The 16154-nt window shown below is 43.5% G+C and carries 14 protein-coding genes; 6 read left to right on the plus strand and 8 right to left on the minus strand.

The window, feature by feature from the left end; genetic code table 11:
- Positions 1-101 precede the first annotated feature (101 nt).
- Positions 102-2018 (plus strand): AMP-dependent synthetase/ligase, encoded by a 1917-nt coding sequence (locus EHO57_RS02770; protein WP_135647280.1) that lies wholly within the window; start codon positions 102-104, stop codon positions 2016-2018.
- 60 nt (positions 2019-2078) lie between these two features.
- Here the strand turns inward: EHO57_RS02770 and EHO57_RS02775 are convergent, their stop codons facing one another.
- Together EHO57_RS02775 and EHO57_RS02780 are read right to left on the minus strand one after the other, a co-directional pair.
- Positions 2079-2657 (minus strand): TetR/AcrR family transcriptional regulator, encoded by a 579-nt coding sequence (locus tag EHO57_RS02775; RefSeq protein ID WP_135647232.1) that lies wholly within the window; start codon positions 2655-2657, stop codon positions 2079-2081.
- A gap of 105 nt (positions 2658-2762) precedes the next feature.
- Positions 2763-3773 (minus strand): patatin-like phospholipase family protein, encoded by a 1011-nt coding sequence (locus EHO57_RS02780; RefSeq protein ID WP_135647233.1) that lies wholly within the window; start codon positions 3771-3773, stop codon positions 2763-2765.
- A 129-nt stretch (positions 3774-3902) separates the two neighbouring features.
- On the opposite strand from EHO57_RS02780, the gene EHO57_RS02785 reads away from it, so the two are divergent.
- Positions 3903-4331: a PaaI family thioesterase gene (locus EHO57_RS02785; protein WP_135647281.1), complete on the plus strand. Its 429-nt coding sequence runs from the start codon at positions 3903-3905 to the stop codon at positions 4329-4331.
- Between the two features lie 84 nt (positions 4332-4415).
- On the opposite strand, the gene EHO57_RS02790 is transcribed toward EHO57_RS02785, so the two are convergent.
- Complete coding sequence (locus EHO57_RS02790) at positions 4416-5294, minus strand: hypothetical protein (protein WP_135647234.1); 879 nt, start codon at positions 5292-5294, stop codon at positions 4416-4418.
- A gap of 73 nt (positions 5295-5367) precedes the next feature.
- On the opposite strand from EHO57_RS02790, the gene EHO57_RS02795 reads away from it, so the two are divergent.
- The 3 genes from EHO57_RS02795 to EHO57_RS02805 are packed head-to-tail and all read left to right on the plus strand — an operon-like array spanning position 5368 to position 8471.
- Positions 5368-5859 (plus strand): NYN domain-containing protein, encoded by a 492-nt coding sequence (locus EHO57_RS02795; protein ID WP_135647235.1) that lies wholly within the window; start codon positions 5368-5370, stop codon positions 5857-5859.
- 3 nt (positions 5860-5862) lie between these two features.
- Positions 5863-7362, plus strand: coding sequence for an MBOAT family O-acyltransferase (locus tag EHO57_RS02800; RefSeq protein ID WP_135647236.1), 1500 nt, complete (start codon positions 5863-5865; stop codon positions 7360-7362).
- A 14-nt stretch (positions 7363-7376) separates the two neighbouring features.
- Positions 7377-8471 carry a DUF1574 domain-containing protein gene (locus tag EHO57_RS02805; RefSeq protein ID WP_135647237.1) on the plus strand — a complete coding sequence of 365 codons (1095 nt, stop codon included), beginning with the start codon at positions 7377-7379 and terminating at the stop codon, positions 8469-8471.
- Positions 8472-8538: 67 nt separating this feature from the next.
- On the opposite strand, the gene EHO57_RS02810 is transcribed toward EHO57_RS02805, so the two are convergent.
- From EHO57_RS02810 to EHO57_RS02820, 3 genes are all read right to left on the minus strand, one after another.
- Positions 8539-9081 (minus strand): DJ-1 family glyoxalase III, encoded by a 543-nt coding sequence (locus tag EHO57_RS02810; protein WP_135647238.1) that lies wholly within the window; start codon positions 9079-9081, stop codon positions 8539-8541.
- A 111-nt stretch (positions 9082-9192) separates the two neighbouring features.
- A complete protein-coding gene (locus EHO57_RS02815) occupies positions 9193-10353 on the minus strand; it encodes a glycosyltransferase (protein ID WP_135647239.1) in 1161 nt (386 codons plus the stop codon).
- Positions 10354-10633: 280 nt separating this feature from the next.
- On the minus strand, positions 10634-12517 hold the full coding sequence (locus EHO57_RS02820; protein ID WP_246050470.1) for a glycoside hydrolase family 5 protein: 1884 nt from the start codon (positions 12515-12517) through the stop codon (positions 10634-10636).
- 393 nt (positions 12518-12910) lie between these two features.
- On the opposite strand from EHO57_RS02820, the gene EHO57_RS02825 reads away from it, so the two are divergent.
- Entirely contained in the window at positions 12911-13381 is a 471-nt protein-coding gene (locus EHO57_RS02825) for a DoxX family protein (protein ID WP_135647240.1), read from the plus strand.
- 199 nt (positions 13382-13580) lie between these two features.
- Here EHO57_RS02825 and EHO57_RS02830 read toward each other — a convergent pair whose 3' ends face one another.
- Positions 13581-13862 carry a hypothetical protein gene (locus EHO57_RS02830; protein WP_135647241.1) on the minus strand — a complete coding sequence of 94 codons (282 nt, stop codon included), beginning with the start codon at positions 13860-13862 and terminating at the stop codon, positions 13581-13583.
- A 117-nt stretch (positions 13863-13979) separates the two neighbouring features.
- Complete coding sequence (locus EHO57_RS02835) at positions 13980-15524, minus strand: methyl-accepting chemotaxis protein (RefSeq protein ID WP_135647242.1); 1545 nt, start codon at positions 15522-15524, stop codon at positions 13980-13982.
- Between the last annotated feature and the right edge of the window lie 630 nt (positions 15525-16154).

A 16154-nucleotide genomic window follows, 5' to 3' on the forward strand; every position in this document is an offset into this window, starting at 1 on the left:
AAGGTCCCAAATCCTAAACTACTACGTCCTGAGTTATATCTCCGGACGACAATCCGACAATTCGGCGTTACACTCGCTTGTGAAAACATCTGGAGCAAATGATGAGAACACTCGCCGATCTATTCCAAGGTACAAAAGAAAAATACGGGAATTCTCCGGCCTTCTTCGCAAGGGACGAAGCGGGAGAATTCCGAAAGACCACCTTTTCCGAGTTATATGAGCTTGGTTTACAACTAGGAACAGCGTTAACGGAACTGAACTTTCCTGCCGGAGCGAGAGCTGTCATACTCGGCGATAATCGTCTGGAATGGATCATTGCGGATTATGCGGTCGTACTTTCCGGAGGAGTAGACGTCCCTAGAGGAAGCGACGTGACGGACGCAGATCTGAGCCATATTATTCCTCACAGCGGATCGGAGATCGTATTCGTTGAGAACGATCTAGTCCTAAAGAAACTCTACAATAATAAGGATATATTGAAAAAAGTACATTCTATTATCCTGATGGATCCTAAGTCGAAAGGCACAGGATCCGAATATCATCTCTGGGAGCTAGTCGAAAAAGGAAAGAGATCCAGGGATAATGGGAATCGGGACATGGAGTCCAGGATCTCGCAGATCGCAGAAGAAGATCTATTCACCTTAATCTATACTTCCGGGACTACAGGAAAACCTAAAGGAGTTCCTCTTTCCCATAAGAATATCATGTCCCAGATCAATCGGGTGCCTTTACGGCTTTCTCCCGGTGAAAAGGTTCTGTCCATTCTTCCGATCTGGCATATTTTCGAAAGACAGTTCGAGATGCTTTGCATTTCGGTAGGAGCGGCGACGTATTATTCTTCCGTTCGGACTTTAAAAGAGGATATGAGGAATGTGAAGCCCACATTCATGGCCTCGGCGCCTAGGCTTTGGGAAAGCATTTATCAAGGGATCATTGCCATTGTTGCAAAATCTAGTCCCGTCAAGAGAACTCTTTTTAGGGCTGCGATCTTCTTTTCAAATACGGTCCATTCTGCAAAGCGTTGGCTGAGTTTCCAAGAACTAGATATGATCGGAAGGAGTAGCCTAAATTCCTTTTTCATAGGAATATTCGAATTCTCAAAATTAGTTCTTTCTTATGTTCCTCATCTTGTCTTGGATTTTATCGTCTTGAGAAAGATCCGGCAAGCCACCGGAGGAATGTTAAAAGGTACGATCTCCGGCGGAGGGGCTCTTCCGATCCATGTGGACAAATTCTTCTTCAATATGGGAATACCGGTGTACGAAGGATATGGGATGACGGAGACTTCTCCCACTCTTGCAGTTCGCACCTTCGACAATTGTGTTCCCGGGACGGTAGGCCCTTTGTATCCTGGAACGGATCTGAGGATCCTAGATCCCAATACGCAAACCGTCCTTTTCTCTACGGAGAAGGACGGTCCGAAAGGTTATGGTAAGAAGGGCGAGATCCATGTGAAAGGAGATCAGGTCATGTCCGGATACTATTTAGATCCGGAAAATACCCGCAAGGTGTTACAGGATTCTTGGATGAATACAGGCGACCTAGGAATGATAACCTATAACGATTGTTTGAAGATCGTAGGAAGGACCAAGGAGACCATTGTGTTACTCGGTGGAGAGAATATAGAGCCGGTCCCGATCGAGAATATGCTCACTCAGTCGGAGTTGATCCTGCAGTGTATGGTAGTAGGACAGGATAAGAAATATTTGTCCGTACTCATCGTGCCTAATCCCGAATTCTTTCCGGAATACAAAGCGGGAGCCGGTTTCTCTTCTCAAGAAGAAGAATCTAAATGCGAGTTACGGATACAAACAGAGATCCGAAATTCTATCTCTGCCACAAACGGGTTCAAATCTTTCGAGAGAGTGGTGGACTTCCGGATCCTTCCGAAACCGTTCGAACCGGGAGACGAGCTCACTGCAAAATTGTCCGTGAAGCGACATGTGGTTTCTGAAAAATATTCCGGTCTGATCGAGGATATTTATGCGGATAAAAAAGCGGAAATGGTGAATCAATAAGGGAATAAAAAAAGCCGCGGGATCTAATGCGGCTTTTTCACTTCTCTAAGATCGGTCGATCTAGAAAGTAAACGTATTGGAGAGAACCACACCCATAAAGTCTTTCACTACTTCCGCAACCTCGTCCAACTTGATAGAATCTTGGTCTACAATTCTCTGGCCTACGGTGCCTAGGATAATGCTGATCAAGAGTCTGTTCAGGTTCGGGTTTGTGATACCTAGATGCTTCGTGATGATGGTGACGTATTCCTTCATCGCCTCAGCGATCAGTTGCTTTTCTTCCTCATGATTCTTTAATCTAGACACATCGCAGATAATATAGAGAAGATTTTGGAAATAGGTCTCTCTGTCTTTGACCATGGTAAAAAGAGCTTCTACTCTTTTCTCTATGGACTGAGTATCCTCTCCTTTAGAGTAAACCTGCAGCTCTTCGATATCCTTGTTCAGGACGTATTTTACGAGTTCTTTAAATATATCTTCTTTCGTGGAGAAGTAGTGGTAGAGGGTTCCCGTGGAAACATCCAACTCCGTTGCAATTTCCCTCATAGAAACCGCCGAATACCCGCGCCTGGCCAAAATATCCACACATTTGGAGAGGATCTCGGCTTTGTACTTTTCGTGATTTACGATTTTGGGCATTTCTTGCAGTCCTGAAATGAGTTTTTTCTATTTTTAATTTTCGCTAGTTCGAACCCCTGGTCCGAACTTAGGAGTCCGGACGCTTCCTTTTTCGGGGTAAGTTAATTATTTTATTTGTTCGAAAAAAGAATGCAAGTGTTTTTTCCAATTTGGGTCCAGATGGGCCAGTATCTTCTCCTTCTGTTCCTCCGCATCATTCTTTCCCTTCTCGAAGGCGTAGTGCACCAGGTCCGGTTTAGTGTAGTCGAACCCCTGTTCTATAAATGGCGCTTCGGGGGAAAGGAGGAGACTTTCCGAAAGGAGTGATTGGGATTTTCCCACTAAGGTGGTAGGTTCGTAGAAAACCCCGATCCTAGGTAGGTCGGAAGAGAAGTCTTCCAGAAGAAGATTGTTGGTCAATCCTCCGTCTAGATAATAGTTTCCGTTAAAACTCTGGAGCGGAAGGACCGGAAAAGCAGAACAAGAGTTCATTACGATCTGGGTGGTGGTTTCATGATCGGTCAGATCTTTTTCGGTAAAGACCTTTTCCCTCCAGCCCCAAGCTTTCATTTTCTTTAATACTTCGAACGGTTCCTCGCCCTTTCTTCGCAAGGTCTCGTCCTTAAAATAAGCGTTCACGATAGAAGCGGCCTTTGCAAATAGGAGTCTCTGGATCGGTTCTCCCTTCTTATTCTTGTCTAGACTTTCCTTAGGGATCTCTACCGTGTGAATGCGGACCTTGGCCGACTTAGAAAGCAGCTTGGAAAATCGAAGACAGTAATTTACTGTCCGTCTTGCAATATTATGATGAGGGAAGGGAGCACGGATCCGAAGCAGTCGATTCCAATAGAAGTTCTTCGGATTTCGTTTGGTAAGCTCTTGGAAATAATTCGAGCTATCTACTTCGGTTTCGGAAAGCGTGCTGATCGCCATTGCGGCTCCTGCGCTCACACCCGAAACTTCTCTCACTCTGATCCCCCAGGTCCTAAGAGCGAATGCAACTCCAAGACCGTAGAATGCCTTGATGCCTCCGCCCGCGATCGCGAGTGCAATTTCTTTTTTGGTCCCGATCTCTTGCCAAGCGGTCTGTAAACCTTTTCGTAATCTAGTTTCTAACCAAGAAGAAGGGGAAGACATGATTTTACATATTGGTTGTGAATCCCAAATATGCAATTTTAATTTGCGTAAATCTAATTTCTTTCCAAGATCGTAGAATCTCCTCGGAGATGGGAGGAAGCCTTGGCTGAAGATAACGGACTAGATGATATGAATAAGGAATGGGAGAAGTTCGCTAAGATAGCTCCCAATTTAATGGTACCTCCTCCCGCTTTCAAAGAACTCTCCGGAGAATTCGTTTCCTATGTCCGAAAGAAGGAGATGACGTGCAGGTTTTCCGTAGAGCCTAGGTTCTCGAATCCGATGGGGGTCTTGCAAGGTGGGTTTCTCGCTGCCGCATTCGATAATACATTTGGTCCTCTTTGCTATCTAGCCGCGGGCAAACCTACGACTACCCTGGAATTGAGTGTAAGCTATATTCGAATGATCAAAGAGAACCAAAGGATCACTGTGAACGCAAGAGTCGTCGCCAGAGGGAACCAACATATTTATCTAGAAGGAGAAGCCTTCGACGAAGAAGGGAAACTCCTGGCGAAATCGACAACACAAGTGTTGATCCTGAGAATGCCGGGAGCTTAGCCCCAAGATCTCCTAGATCTATACAGTGCTTTGAGAAAAGATCTTTTGGGAAAGATAAGGGACTTTATTCTGCAGAGGTTTGGTTTATTCTTCTGTAGTGAGTGGCTCGGTGACTTCTTTCAAAGGGGAAGAAGTTGCCGGAGTAGGTGGGGTCACAGGAGCGGTGATCCTTTCTAGCGGGAGCTTCTTCACATGTTCCGCCATTTCCTTTAGAATATTCGCGGTGATATCCTTCATGATATCGCCGATCACTTCCGTTTCCAGGATCTCAGCCACCATTTTTCCGATATCTTCACCTAGTTTGCGAGAGACTTCCGACATGAAGGGGATCTTGGACAATTCTTCCAATAAGAACTTGGTTTGTAAGGACTCGTTTACCTTTTCGTTCAGTTGATCGTTGTGTTTAGAGATGGCCTGTTTTGCAAGTTGGCTGTAATCCAGACGAAGCATTACTTCTTCCACTCGTTCTAAAGAATGTAGAAAGACTGCATCTGCGATCGTATCCACGATCACGTCTCTAAAGCGGAATGTGATCTCTCGAGTGAGTACCTCGCTTACATTCTGACCGGAAGTGCCAAATCTATAGAATGCGATCGCGAGCTTTACTCCTCTCAACAAGAGAAAGGGTCTTAGGAAATAGAGAGGTATAATGCCTACCGCTTCGTACCAATTTGTCCTCAGATATTTCTTAATATCCTTTTTCTGTCTGAGTTTAAGCCAGAGTTCGAAACCCCAGAGAAGGATCACAAATAGATCGAATGCGAGTACATAGGCAGGAATATCTTTATGAATGAATTCCTTGTACGCGTTTACGAATAGGAGCAAGAATACGTCGAACGCGGCTAGTGTGAGTAGAAGATAGTCCCGAGTCGTACCGGGAAGCACGCTTCTCCAGTATTTAACTGCGTTTATAAATCTTCTGATCTTAGAAAGGTTTTTAGGGTTTGGATTCTCAATCGACATGAAGAATCTTCCGATCCGGTTCGGTGTTTACAAGTTTTTGCAAAACGCGCAATCTGGTCACTAGTTTTAATCGATGCATCTGGTCGTAGACGGTTTCAATCTGATTTACAAGATCCCCGAGTTGGAAGAATACATGTACGCCAATCGACTCAGGGATGCCAGGGTAGGTCTTCTTAGGATCTTAGAATCGTATTCGCAGAAATTGAAAAGCTCTAAGGTGCATGTATTCTTTGACGGAAAGAAAGAAAAGGGCAACGAGACCAGAGAAGATTCGTACGGCAAGATCCATGTCTATTTTAGTCAGGACCAAAAGGCTGACGATTTGATCAAGGATTATATCAAGTATTCTCCTAGGCCCGGAGATCTGTATGTGGTCACCTCCGACCAGGAAATTTTGGCTTTTGCAAAACGACTGGGAACAAAACCTATACTTTCCGAAGAGTTTGCCAAAAAAATAGAACTAGCCTTGGCTGAGAAACCCCAAGCGGAAGAAAAGGATCCGAAAGAGAAACTTTCTCCCGGGGAAATTCTTTATTGGAAGGAACTATTTAAGAAGGGAAAGTAAAGAGTGCTTTTTAATTCGATTTTATTCCTCGTTTTCTTTTCGATCGTATATTCCATTTATTGGATACTTCCGGAAAAGAGAAGGCAGGACTTCCTACTTCTCTCGAGCGTTGCCTTTTATATTTTAGGTTCCGCAACATTTCTAAATGGGATCGTATTCTTCTTACATTTCTTAGGGATCGTCCTATTAAATTACCTGGCTTATCTTAAGATCAGGACTTCTTCTAAACCAAAACCATGGATGATCGCTGCGGTCCTATTGAACGCGATCAATTTAGGCTTCTTCAAATACTTTTACTTTTTGAACAAGATCCTATTCGATCTGAGCGGATATCCTTTCTTTGAGGAGGTCCCTAGGATCTTGAAGATCTCTCTTCCTTTGGCTGTAAGCTTTTACAGCTTTCAGATGATAGCCGCTGCAGTGGATGCGTACCGGAAACCGGAAGGAGAGATCGTAACCTTACGGAAATATCTAGGATTTGTAATATTCTTTCCTGTGCTGATCGTTGGGCCTATACTCCGAATGAAGGATTTCTTTCCGAATTTGGAGCATTTGCAGCCGAACAAGGAGAAGCTTGTTCGTGCTTCTTATCTGATGATCGCTGGTTTGGTAAAGAAGATCCTGGTAGCAGATCCGGTTTCCGGAGTGATCGCTCCCGTATTCTCTAACCCGGGACAGTATGATAGTGTTTCCCTGATCGCGGCAGCTTTCGGCTACGCGATCCAAGTATATTGCGATTTCTCCGGACTTACGGATATGGCAAGAGCTGTCGGACTCGCGTTCGGATTCGAATTGCCTGAGAACTTCAACGCTCCTTTATTCTCTCCTTCGGGCAGAGAGCTTTGGCAGAGATGGCATATGACTCTTTCTTTTTGGCTGCGGGATTATATTTATTTTCCTTTGGGCGGAAGTAGAAAAGGAGAGTGGAGAACCTATATCAATCTCATCATCACAATGACTGTGGGAGGGATCTGGCACGGAGCGGATTATACATTCGTAGCCTGGGGATTTTACTGGGGAGTGATCCTCGCCTTTGAGAGATTCTTAGTGGGAAGGTTCGGCTGGGACGATCGGGAATCTAAGAATAAGTTCCTGACCTTCTTACGGATCCAGTTGGTTTTTGTACTCTTCTCCTTTAGTGCGATCTTATTCCGTGCAAATTCTGCGAGTAAAATGTTCCAGCATGTGATCGGCCTTGTGACTAATACCCCTAATATGATCTCTAGCTATCTAGTTTCCTTGCAATTGGGATGGATCGAAACTTCCGTCGGTCTTGTAACGGGAGCTTCACCGTTCTTATTGGAGTCCATGAAGAATATGGACAAGATCCTATATTCGTATTTGGGGTTTATCGCATTTCATTGGATCCAGACGAAAAAGGATCGCTTGCTGGCATTCGGAAAGGATAAGGACTGGCTCTTAGTAATCTCCGGACTTGCAACGATCTTTGCGATCGCACTGATCTCCGAGGATTCGGGCGCCTGTATCTATTGTCAGTTTTGAGGTAGAAGACGAATATGAAAAAAAATAGATTCTTACTTCTTCCCTTCCTGATCCTCTTTCTTGCGATCGGGATCGATCGAGTGATTACCCTCCCGATCCTTCAGCCCTATTATTCCAAGACCTTCTCTCATTTGAATTTTGAGAGCAAAGAGGATCTGTATTCCGAGCTGAAGGAATTCCTTAAGCAGGATAAATCGAAAAGAAAGAAGGCAATCGTATTCTTCGGGAATTCCAGATCTCTTCTTCTTCCTACAAAGGAATTAGAGAAGAAATACCCGGACTGGCTTCTCTATAATTTTTCGGTCCCAGGCGGATCCCCGGATTATTTCCTGTATTGGATCGAGAGATTCCGAAATGACGGGACTCGTCCCGATTTCGTGGTGCTGGATCAATCATTAGAAATTTATAATAAGACTCCGGTTCTTGCTTTGGATGAGGTACTTGTATACGGTCTGTCCACGGATTTTATTTTAAAATATTGGTCCAGGTATACCAGGGAAGAACTCTCCGTATTTATCGCGAAGCATTTATTCCACACATATAGGGATAGGCCTAAGATGTGGAGGATCATGGAGAGAACCAAAAATTCTTTCGTACTCGCCGATGCATATAAGGAAGGGGTTCGAAAAGTGCTCGAGATCCTAAAGGAGCAGAGAGGGAGTACCCCCACTGACTTAACCCGTCTCAAGAATACGGACGAGCAATTGGCAAAGGCCGCCGAGGCGGATTTCGGTTCTTATCTAGTTCCTTATACATTTCACCAAGATATGTTTGAAATGCAGGAGGATTCCATCCGTATCCTCAAGCAGTACCAAGTCCCGTACGCTACGATATGGGTACGAGTAGCTCGTCCTTATTTTGCTCTCTACGGAACCAAGAAGGTCCAAACCCCAGAGGGACTCAAGACTCCTTTGGAAATTTGGAAGCCTCGCTTAGAGAAGTTTAATCAAGAGACTGGGACCGTTTTCTGGAATATGAATGAGGACCCACAGTATGATTGCAATGAGTTTGCGGATCCGGGGCATATGTCCCCGAATTGTGGACTTCCTTTCGGCGATTTCATCTTTCGTAAATTAGAGGAAACGACCCAAGAAAAAAAGAAGAACTAGTTCGATAGGATCTCTCTAGCCTTCCATAAATGCTGAGAATAGAGAGAACGGCTACAGTCTATTTCTTTCAGGGAAGATGCAATCCCTTCTCGACTTCTTTCCTCTTTTCCGATCCGACGAGAAGTTCCACTACCTTGAGCGCGAATTCAAAAGCGGAACCGGGGCCTATGCTTGTTAAGATCTTCTCGGAAAGGACCAATCTCTCTCCAGTATAGTTCTTCTGTTCCGGCACGCTGCCTGGAAATGCGGTGAATCTTTGGTCTTTCTCCAGAATGGAATGAGTTACAAGGACATTGGGAGCGGCACAGATCGCCCCGATCCATCGATCTTCTTTCTTAAATTTTTTTAATATACTTGAGATTCTTTCGCTGGCATTCAGGTTCTTTGTTCCCAGGTTTCCTCCTGGGAGTAGGATCATATCGAATTCGGAAGGATTCACCTGAGAGAGCAGCGAGTCCGCGACCAGCCTGACCCCTCGGGAAGCGGTGACGGTACCTTCTTCTAAACTAGCGGAGACTACTTCTATTCCCGCTCTTCTTAACACATCTACGATTATGACGGCTTCCATCTCCTCCATACCATTGGCGAAGGGGACCAAGACTTTAGGCATATTTGTACCCGATTTGAATTTTGGGAGAAGAAGAATAAATCTTCTACTCTTCGTATTAAAGAGTAGAAGGAAATAAAAAGGAATGCAATAAAAAGATTAAGTTCGGTCCGATCAGAAGTTGCCTTCCTGTCTTCTGGACCAGGTCAGATTCGAATTCAGGAAGTAATTCGAAAGCATGGCGATCAGAATAGAAAGTATATCCGAAGCGAATTTTAGGGTAAACGCATTCACGACTTTAATTTCGGATAAGAAGGACTGGTATATAAAATGGAAGCTCAGTATTTGCACTAGGATCCCGAAAAGGCTCACCGAATGGAATAATGCGAATCCAAAGGGAAGTTTCCAATCGGAATAACGTCTTTCGTAGAAGGTGAAATAATTATTCAAAAGAAAATTCGAAACAATGGAAAGCTCGATCCCGAATAGAACGGAAAGAGATACCGGATCCAATATCGAGTAGCCGCTGATCAACTCGGGAAAATCCAATGCCTCTCCTAAAAGAAAGCCGAGTAGATTTACGATCACTCCAGTCGCACCTACGATACAATACAGTAGAAAAGTAGGAGAGATCCATTTTCCGAAACGAATGTCCAGTACCGCCAAGAAGAAATTCTTGATCACGGAATTATTCAACTTCGTTTTGCCATGAACCCTTGTTTGGAACGTATAAGGGATCTCCTCTATCTTCAGTTCTTCTTTACTTCTACCCAAGAATTCCAAAAGGATCTTAAATCCTCTTGGATTGATCTCGTTTACGGTTTCAGAATATACTGATCTTTTGATCCCGAAATATCCACTCATCGGATCTGAAACAGGAAGTCCTAAAAGACGTTTTGCGAGGAAATTCGCGAATCGACTGATGCCGATGCGGGCCCAGGACCATTTTCCGGTAGAACCACCTTTGGCGTATCTGGTTCCCAAGCATAGATCCACGTCTCTTTCATAAAAAGATCGGATCATTTCAGGAAGGATCTTTTCGTCGTGCTGTAGATCGGAGTCCATTACTACGAACACTTCTCCTTCTGCTGCTCCCATGCCCGTCAGTACTGCTGAAGATAATCCCTTTCCGGTCAATCTTCGGATCACTCTGAGTTGCGGTATGGTTTCTTGGAGATTTTCCGCAATTTCCCAGGTATGATCCGGACTATCATCATCTACTACGATGATCTCGTGTTTGAATCCGGATAAGGATTTGCTGATGCGATCCGCCGCAATTGGCAAGTTTTCGCTTTCATTATAAGTAGGAAGAATGACGGAAACGGACGGAGTCATAAAAACCAAGATCCATATTCGATTGTAATCATTCAATTATATTAAGTAATTAAATGATTACATGCAATATAATTTTCTAAAGCCCGACTGAAGTACGATTTTTTTTGAGAGAAGATAGCGATAAGAATCATTCTCAAAAAAACTACCGAAGGAAAGATCGGGAATTGGAATAAGCGTTAGACTTATCGAAAGGGAAAGGTTTTGAAGAAAAAGAAGGAAAAGAAGAATTTAAAAAAGAACCGGGAAAGCGCCAATGCAATCCCGGTTGAGAGACGATGGATTATTTACAGCAGAGAAGGGCGCTTGCTCCTCCATTTCTTTGAGCGATCCCGCCCACATATTCGTTATCCGCACATTGGCCCTTGTAGGAACCGGAAGCCCAATCACCGCCTCGGGTAGAAGAGCGATTGTCCCCTCGATCAAACCAAATCGTACGACAGGAATTTCCTAGGCTGCGACTCGAAGGTTCGCAAAGAATTCCGCTCGTTCCCCAGTATCTTTTCGAGAATCCAGCAACTACATAGTTCTGAGGACATTCATATTTAGTAAAGCCTCCGGCCCAATCTCCAGTTCCGTGATAACGTGTCCCAGTTTCATTGACTGCTTGCACGTTATAGGATTGGCTCGAGTTCCAAAGGAGTCCGTAGTTTGTATCTGTGCAAAGCGCCTTATTATTCGTACTCAGGCCGTTCATGCGATATCCGTCCGGACAGGTTCCTTTAGTTGCTCCGTTATCCCAGTCGGAGGCAAGTGTAGAAGAATTGTCGTCACCGCTTCCTAAAGACAGGTTTGCGAAATGATCTGCAGTCACAGGCTGTCCTTGGTTGCCAGTGGCTGAGAGAAGGCGTCCCAGATCTTGGTATCTCCAATCGTCTTTCAAGGTTCTGGACCAATCGGAAGAAACAAGGCCCCATTCGTCGTTTCCATTCAAAGGCCAGAAGGCAAAGTCCATATCTCTTTCGATGAGATAATCAACCAAACGTTTCAGCCATTCTTTATCCGTATCCAAGGTAGTGCTAGGAGAAGCTCCGAATTCGCTTACCCAAACAGGTCTCGTATAATAATAATCCGGGTCGGTAACATAACCCCATTCCGAATAGATTGTATTTCGGAAAGTGTTCAGATCCATATCCCTGTACTTGATATTGTTTCCGGAGGTGGAATCATCTCCATTATGGTTCGGACCGATGTATCCGTAATTATGAGCCGAATAAACAAGCTTATTGGACAGTCTTAGGTGAACAGGGAGATCCTTAACAGGCTTGAGATGAGGACGTTCACCGGATCCGAGAACCGGGATCAAACCCCACCAGTTGATTCCTTCCACGATCACAAGTATATCCGGGTTCGCAATGGTTACCAGATTTCCCAGATCTTGGGAAGCCTTGTGCCAATCGTTCACATCACCCGATCCCCAGTTTGGACTGTCAGGAATGTAGGTATCTCCTTTACGTTGGGTGCGCACTTCGTTCCTAAGATCTGCAGCTGCTACGAGTTTATTATTTTTATACCGATTGATCATCATGATCCAATCGCTTTGCCACATGTCTGTGCTTTGATTGTATGCAAAGGAAGAACCGGTATGATACCAAAGACCATTATAATCATAGCCACAGCACCATTCCGAAAAAGTAGTATGGTTGTTCAGGACTACGACTATTCCTGCATCAGTAAGAGCCTGAACGGTTAGATCATAAATTTCTAATGGAGTCTTTCCGAAAAACTGGGGATTTGCCGCTATATATTCGTTCGGGACCGTTGTAGTGTCGTGAAGCATCTTATTGGAAAAGGGAAGCCGAACCGAATTAAAGCCCCATTCTTGGATCAGGGAAATGATCTTGGAGATCGGCTGTTGATCCAAGCCTCCGACGACTTGGCGAGTATCGCTCGCGCCGTACCAGTTCACCGCCTTGAGTTTGAATCGTTTATTGTTCGAATCCACGATGTATTGCCCGTTCGTACTTAGAGGAAAACTGACCGACCCAACGGTTACAGTTGTCCCAAAAGCATGCAAAGAAGAAGGAGCCGAATTGCTACCGGTTTTCCCGCCAAGCAGATCCGATAAGAGGAGAAGATTACCTTTCGAATTGTCAGGGGAACAATTCCAAACAAAGGACAAAAGGGAGAATAGGCCAAAGGCCCATTTTATATTGAGTTGGTTCATTTCAATTTTCTTCACTTGTTCTACAAAAACCAGGAGATGGATCTTTAAGAAGCTGTTTTATTTTCTTTAGCCATTTAACCAAATTTACTTATAAATTACGTATTTTCACAGACTTGCAGTCTTACAAACGACTTATTCCCACTTTTAAAAACGACCGTTTTAATTAAAAACATTCCAATCACCGGTAGGGGGCATTGCCGGGCCTATAAAATATTATATTTACGTAATATATCGATGTTCAAGTGCGAAAAAGTATCGTTTGTTCCCGAACTAATTTGTTTTTCCGCCGAGTTGAATCCTTCGGCTCTCTAAGAAGAAATATAAAATAAAAACGGATCCGGAAGTTTTTGCCGAGACTTGGTGAGGCTTTCGGAAAAGGAAACGATTACAACTATGGATATACTCAAATATTTCTTTCGGATAGAAGATACCGAGAATCGATACAGCATCTTCATTCGGGTCCTCGCAGGAGGGGTCTTTCTTTGGGAGGGAATGATCAAATTCCTGTATGCAAACCAAGGAATAGGAAGGTTCACAAAACTCGGGTTTTCCCAACCGGACTTGGTCGCCAATCTTATTGGAGGCTTGGAGATCTTAGGTGGACTTATGTTGATTGCCGGGATATTAACAAGACCGTTGAGCTTCATCTTTATGATCCAAATGCTCGTGGCAATGTATATGACCAAGGTGCCGCTGTTTTTCGGAACTTCTCCTTTGCCTCCGCCGCAAGCTCCACCAATTGTCGGTATTTGGGCAGTTTTACATGAAATCCGGTCGGAGTATTCCCAGTTGCTTAGCTGCTTATTTCTATTCTTTGCAGGTCCCGGTAAGTTCTCTGTAGATTCGATCCGGAAAAACCGGTAATGAATCGGTAAATGAGAGTTGGAGTTCCAAATAGGAATTCTGACGAAAAGGGAAATCGCCAGGAGCAGCTTTTGTCTGCTTCTGGCTGTAGTATCTTCGACAGCCCTTACTTCCGATAATACATATTATGTCTCATTATGAAATAGGGCAAAGAGAACTGAAAGAGAATCCTTCTTCTAATGCCGTTCTTGAATCAGGTTCAGTAACCTTGCCAGAGGGAGATGGTGACGATAGTTTTATTATTATCGGATTTATTGAGACATTCGCATTTGATCTGCGCTGATTGGCTATAGTATCCTTGGCCCAAAGAGAATCCTGGAGCCGGTTTGCAGCTTTTATACAGCCCACCGTCGACCAATCGATTGCACGCCGCTTGGATTGCGGCCTCGATATCGCCACTTTGCGAGTTTAATTTACCAGGAATAGCAAGGAATACTGCGGCGACTAAGCCGAGTAAGGAAAGAAGCAATAATTTTCTCATGAGATTGGTCCGAAAACAATTTGGAATCTTTCTTTTGGAAAGAAAATATTTCAAACCAAATTTTCCTCACCTGCAAAATTATCATCCGGAAAGATCTATTCGAGCGAACGTTGAAAATTAGACCTTGAATTCCCAAACCTGATTTTCCAAAGAATTGCTTATGCTCTTACAATCCTTTGCCTGGTCAGCCACTGCCATTGCATGGGATACAACTATGGAATTCGAGTTCTGGATATTATCTAAAAAAATTCGGATTTCTTCTAAGCTTCTTCTTTCTGATTCAGTAGCCTTATGGACGCTTTCTGCGATGGATCCTACATTATGCAATGCGCCGGCAACAGTGACCCTGACATCTGTTTGGCCATCTAATAAAGAGTAAAAGGATTTCAGACCTTTTTGAATTGCGTCCACGTCGGTTAGAATAAAGGAAATTGTTTTTGTCCCGGATTGAACGATCTCCGTGTTCCTGGTCATTTCTTCTTTACCGACTTTTACTAGATGAGAGATCTCCTTTATCGTTCTTCCCGTTTGATCCGCGAGTTTGGAGATCTCGTCTGCAACCACAGCGAATCCTCGACCGTGATCTCCGGCCCTTGCGGCTTCTATCGATGCATTTAAAGCGAGAAGATTTACTTTATCGGCGATATCCTTGATGGTTCCGAGTTTAGAGACCATTCCTCCTGAACTGCTTTCGATCCTTTTGATTGAAGATTCGATTGCTTGTAGACTTTCTTCCGATTCTCTTGCGTGTTTCCAAGCGGTCTCGAATAATGCTTTCGTAGAAGTTAAGCCTGACTCCATTTCTTGGAAACTAATCTCCAAATTCTGAAAAGAGATTCCAAGTTCGTTTGTTGCATCTAACTGAGTTCGAGTGCCATTGGAAACTTCGGAGATTGCATTTGCGATCTGGTTGAGGCTTGTATTGATCTCTTGCAGGCTGCTTGCTTGGTCTGTAGTTTTTCCAGCGACGATCCCGGAACTTTGGACTAGATTTTCTAAGATAGAATTTACGGATTGAGACTTTATTTGCACTTCATTCTGTATCGAAATATTCCCGTTTCTCAAATTTTCCAGTCGGATCAGATCCTTCGCACTATGCAGGAACTCCCTTTTAAAGGTAATTGAGAAGTAGATCAAGATTGTTATTTCAAATATTATAAAGATAGCAGGAAGAAGAAGGATTTCCCAATCGTTTGCATAGTTGAATAGAACGATCGGCATTTCGAAAAATTTTATTCCTAGGCTTTGGCAGAAAGAAGAGAGTCCATGATGGATTGTGATATAGAGTGCTCCAGACAAAAGAGTTTTCCAATCTCGATAGTAAAGTAAGAAAGCCAGGGCAATAAATACATGGAAATGCATTTCAACCCTTCCGAACTGGGATTGAATGAATACGGCAGACCAAGTCATGATCAATAGGGAATTTAAAAGCCTAAGTAAATAATGACCTCTTAGTAGTAAGAAGCCAATTCCCGCAGATATTCCGATCGCCAAGGATGCATTTAATACGAATTTCCAAGTTCCATATTCCAAGGAAAATAGGAAGGCTGGCGGTATGTGCGCGAATAAGAGTATGAAAAAGAAACGATCTACTTTTTTTGTTTCTTCTGAAAACTTTAATCGCGCCAAGGTATCTATATCAATTCCTTTCGGTGCGGTCATTATTGATTTCCCGGAAATAATATTTGGGCCGCATTTGCGGCTCTATTTGTATAATGGGAAGTTGCTAATCATTTAGTTAATGTTTGAACTTCCTTAGAATTCACTTAGTATTTGATCTATTCAGTAATTTATCGATTTAGAATATTGTTAGTGGTTCCTTTGGATTAATCTCAAGATTATAATTTCATGACCGAGAACCAGTAATATAAAAACCTTATATTATCAAAGACGAACTACTTACGCATTTCCTCAAAAATTTCCTGAAATAACTAGAAAAGAAAGAAGGGAAAAATTATTTAAAGTTATGATATGCTTGTCTCAAATATCTGAAAAAAATCGTATATAAAAGTGTATGTAGCTCCATTGCATAAGGCAGAGATGGTGGGCTTTAAGAAATAAATAGGTTTGTTGCTGCTTCAGAAGAAGCTTTTGAAATACTGAATCTTTTAATAAATTAATTTTTCAGCCGTCGTTTGAGCCATCGATTCATGGGATCCGGGAGCTCATACAGTTCCTACAAAGAACCTCAGGAGTTCCTACGCGAATGGGAACTGTTCAATATTTTTCTTGCGCGGATCCAATTTTTGTGATATAGCGCAGGAAGGAAAGCCCACGAGCCACTCCCCCCTC

Source organism: Leptospira langatensis (assembly GCF_004770615.1).
GTDB lineage: Bacteria > Spirochaetota > Leptospiria > Leptospirales > Leptospiraceae > Leptospira_B > Leptospira_B langatensis.

Coding starts and splice junctions, on each gene's coding strand:
- EHO57_RS02770 (WP_135647280.1), top strand. CDS start 102: ATGAGAACACTCGCCGATCTATTCCAAGGTACAAAAGAAAAATACGGG.
- EHO57_RS02775 (WP_135647232.1), bottom strand. CDS start 2,657: ATGCCCAAAATCGTAAATCACGAAAAGTACAAAGCCGAGATCCTCTCC.
- EHO57_RS02780 (WP_135647233.1), bottom strand. CDS start 3,773: ATGTCTTCCCCTTCTTCTTGGTTAGAAACTAGATTACGAAAAGGTTTA.
- EHO57_RS02785 (WP_135647281.1), top strand. CDS start 3,903: ATGAATAAGGAATGGGAGAAGTTCGCTAAGATAGCTCCCAATTTAATG.
- EHO57_RS02790 (WP_135647234.1), bottom strand. CDS start 5,294: ATGTCGATTGAGAATCCAAACCCTAAAAACCTTTCTAAGATCAGAAGA.
- EHO57_RS02795 (WP_135647235.1), top strand. CDS start 5,368: ATGCATCTGGTCGTAGACGGTTTCAATCTGATTTACAAGATCCCCGAG.
- EHO57_RS02805 (WP_135647237.1), top strand. CDS start 7,377: ATGAAAAAAAATAGATTCTTACTTCTTCCCTTCCTGATCCTCTTTCTT.
- EHO57_RS02810 (WP_135647238.1), bottom strand. CDS start 9,081: ATGCCTAAAGTCTTGGTCCCCTTCGCCAATGGTATGGAGGAGATGGAA.
- EHO57_RS02815 (WP_135647239.1), bottom strand. CDS start 10,353: ATGACTCCGTCCGTTTCCGTCATTCTTCCTACTTATAATGAAAGCGAA.
- EHO57_RS02820 (WP_246050470.1), bottom strand. CDS start 12,517: ATGAACCAACTCAATATAAAATGGGCCTTTGGCCTATTCTCCCTTTTG.
- EHO57_RS02825 (WP_135647240.1), top strand. CDS start 12,911: ATGGATATACTCAAATATTTCTTTCGGATAGAAGATACCGAGAATCGA.
- EHO57_RS02830 (WP_135647241.1), bottom strand. CDS start 13,862: ATGAGAAAATTATTGCTTCTTTCCTTACTCGGCTTAGTCGCCGCAGTA.
- EHO57_RS02835 (WP_135647242.1), bottom strand. CDS start 15,524: ATGACCGCACCGAAAGGAATTGATATAGATACCTTGGCGCGATTAAAG.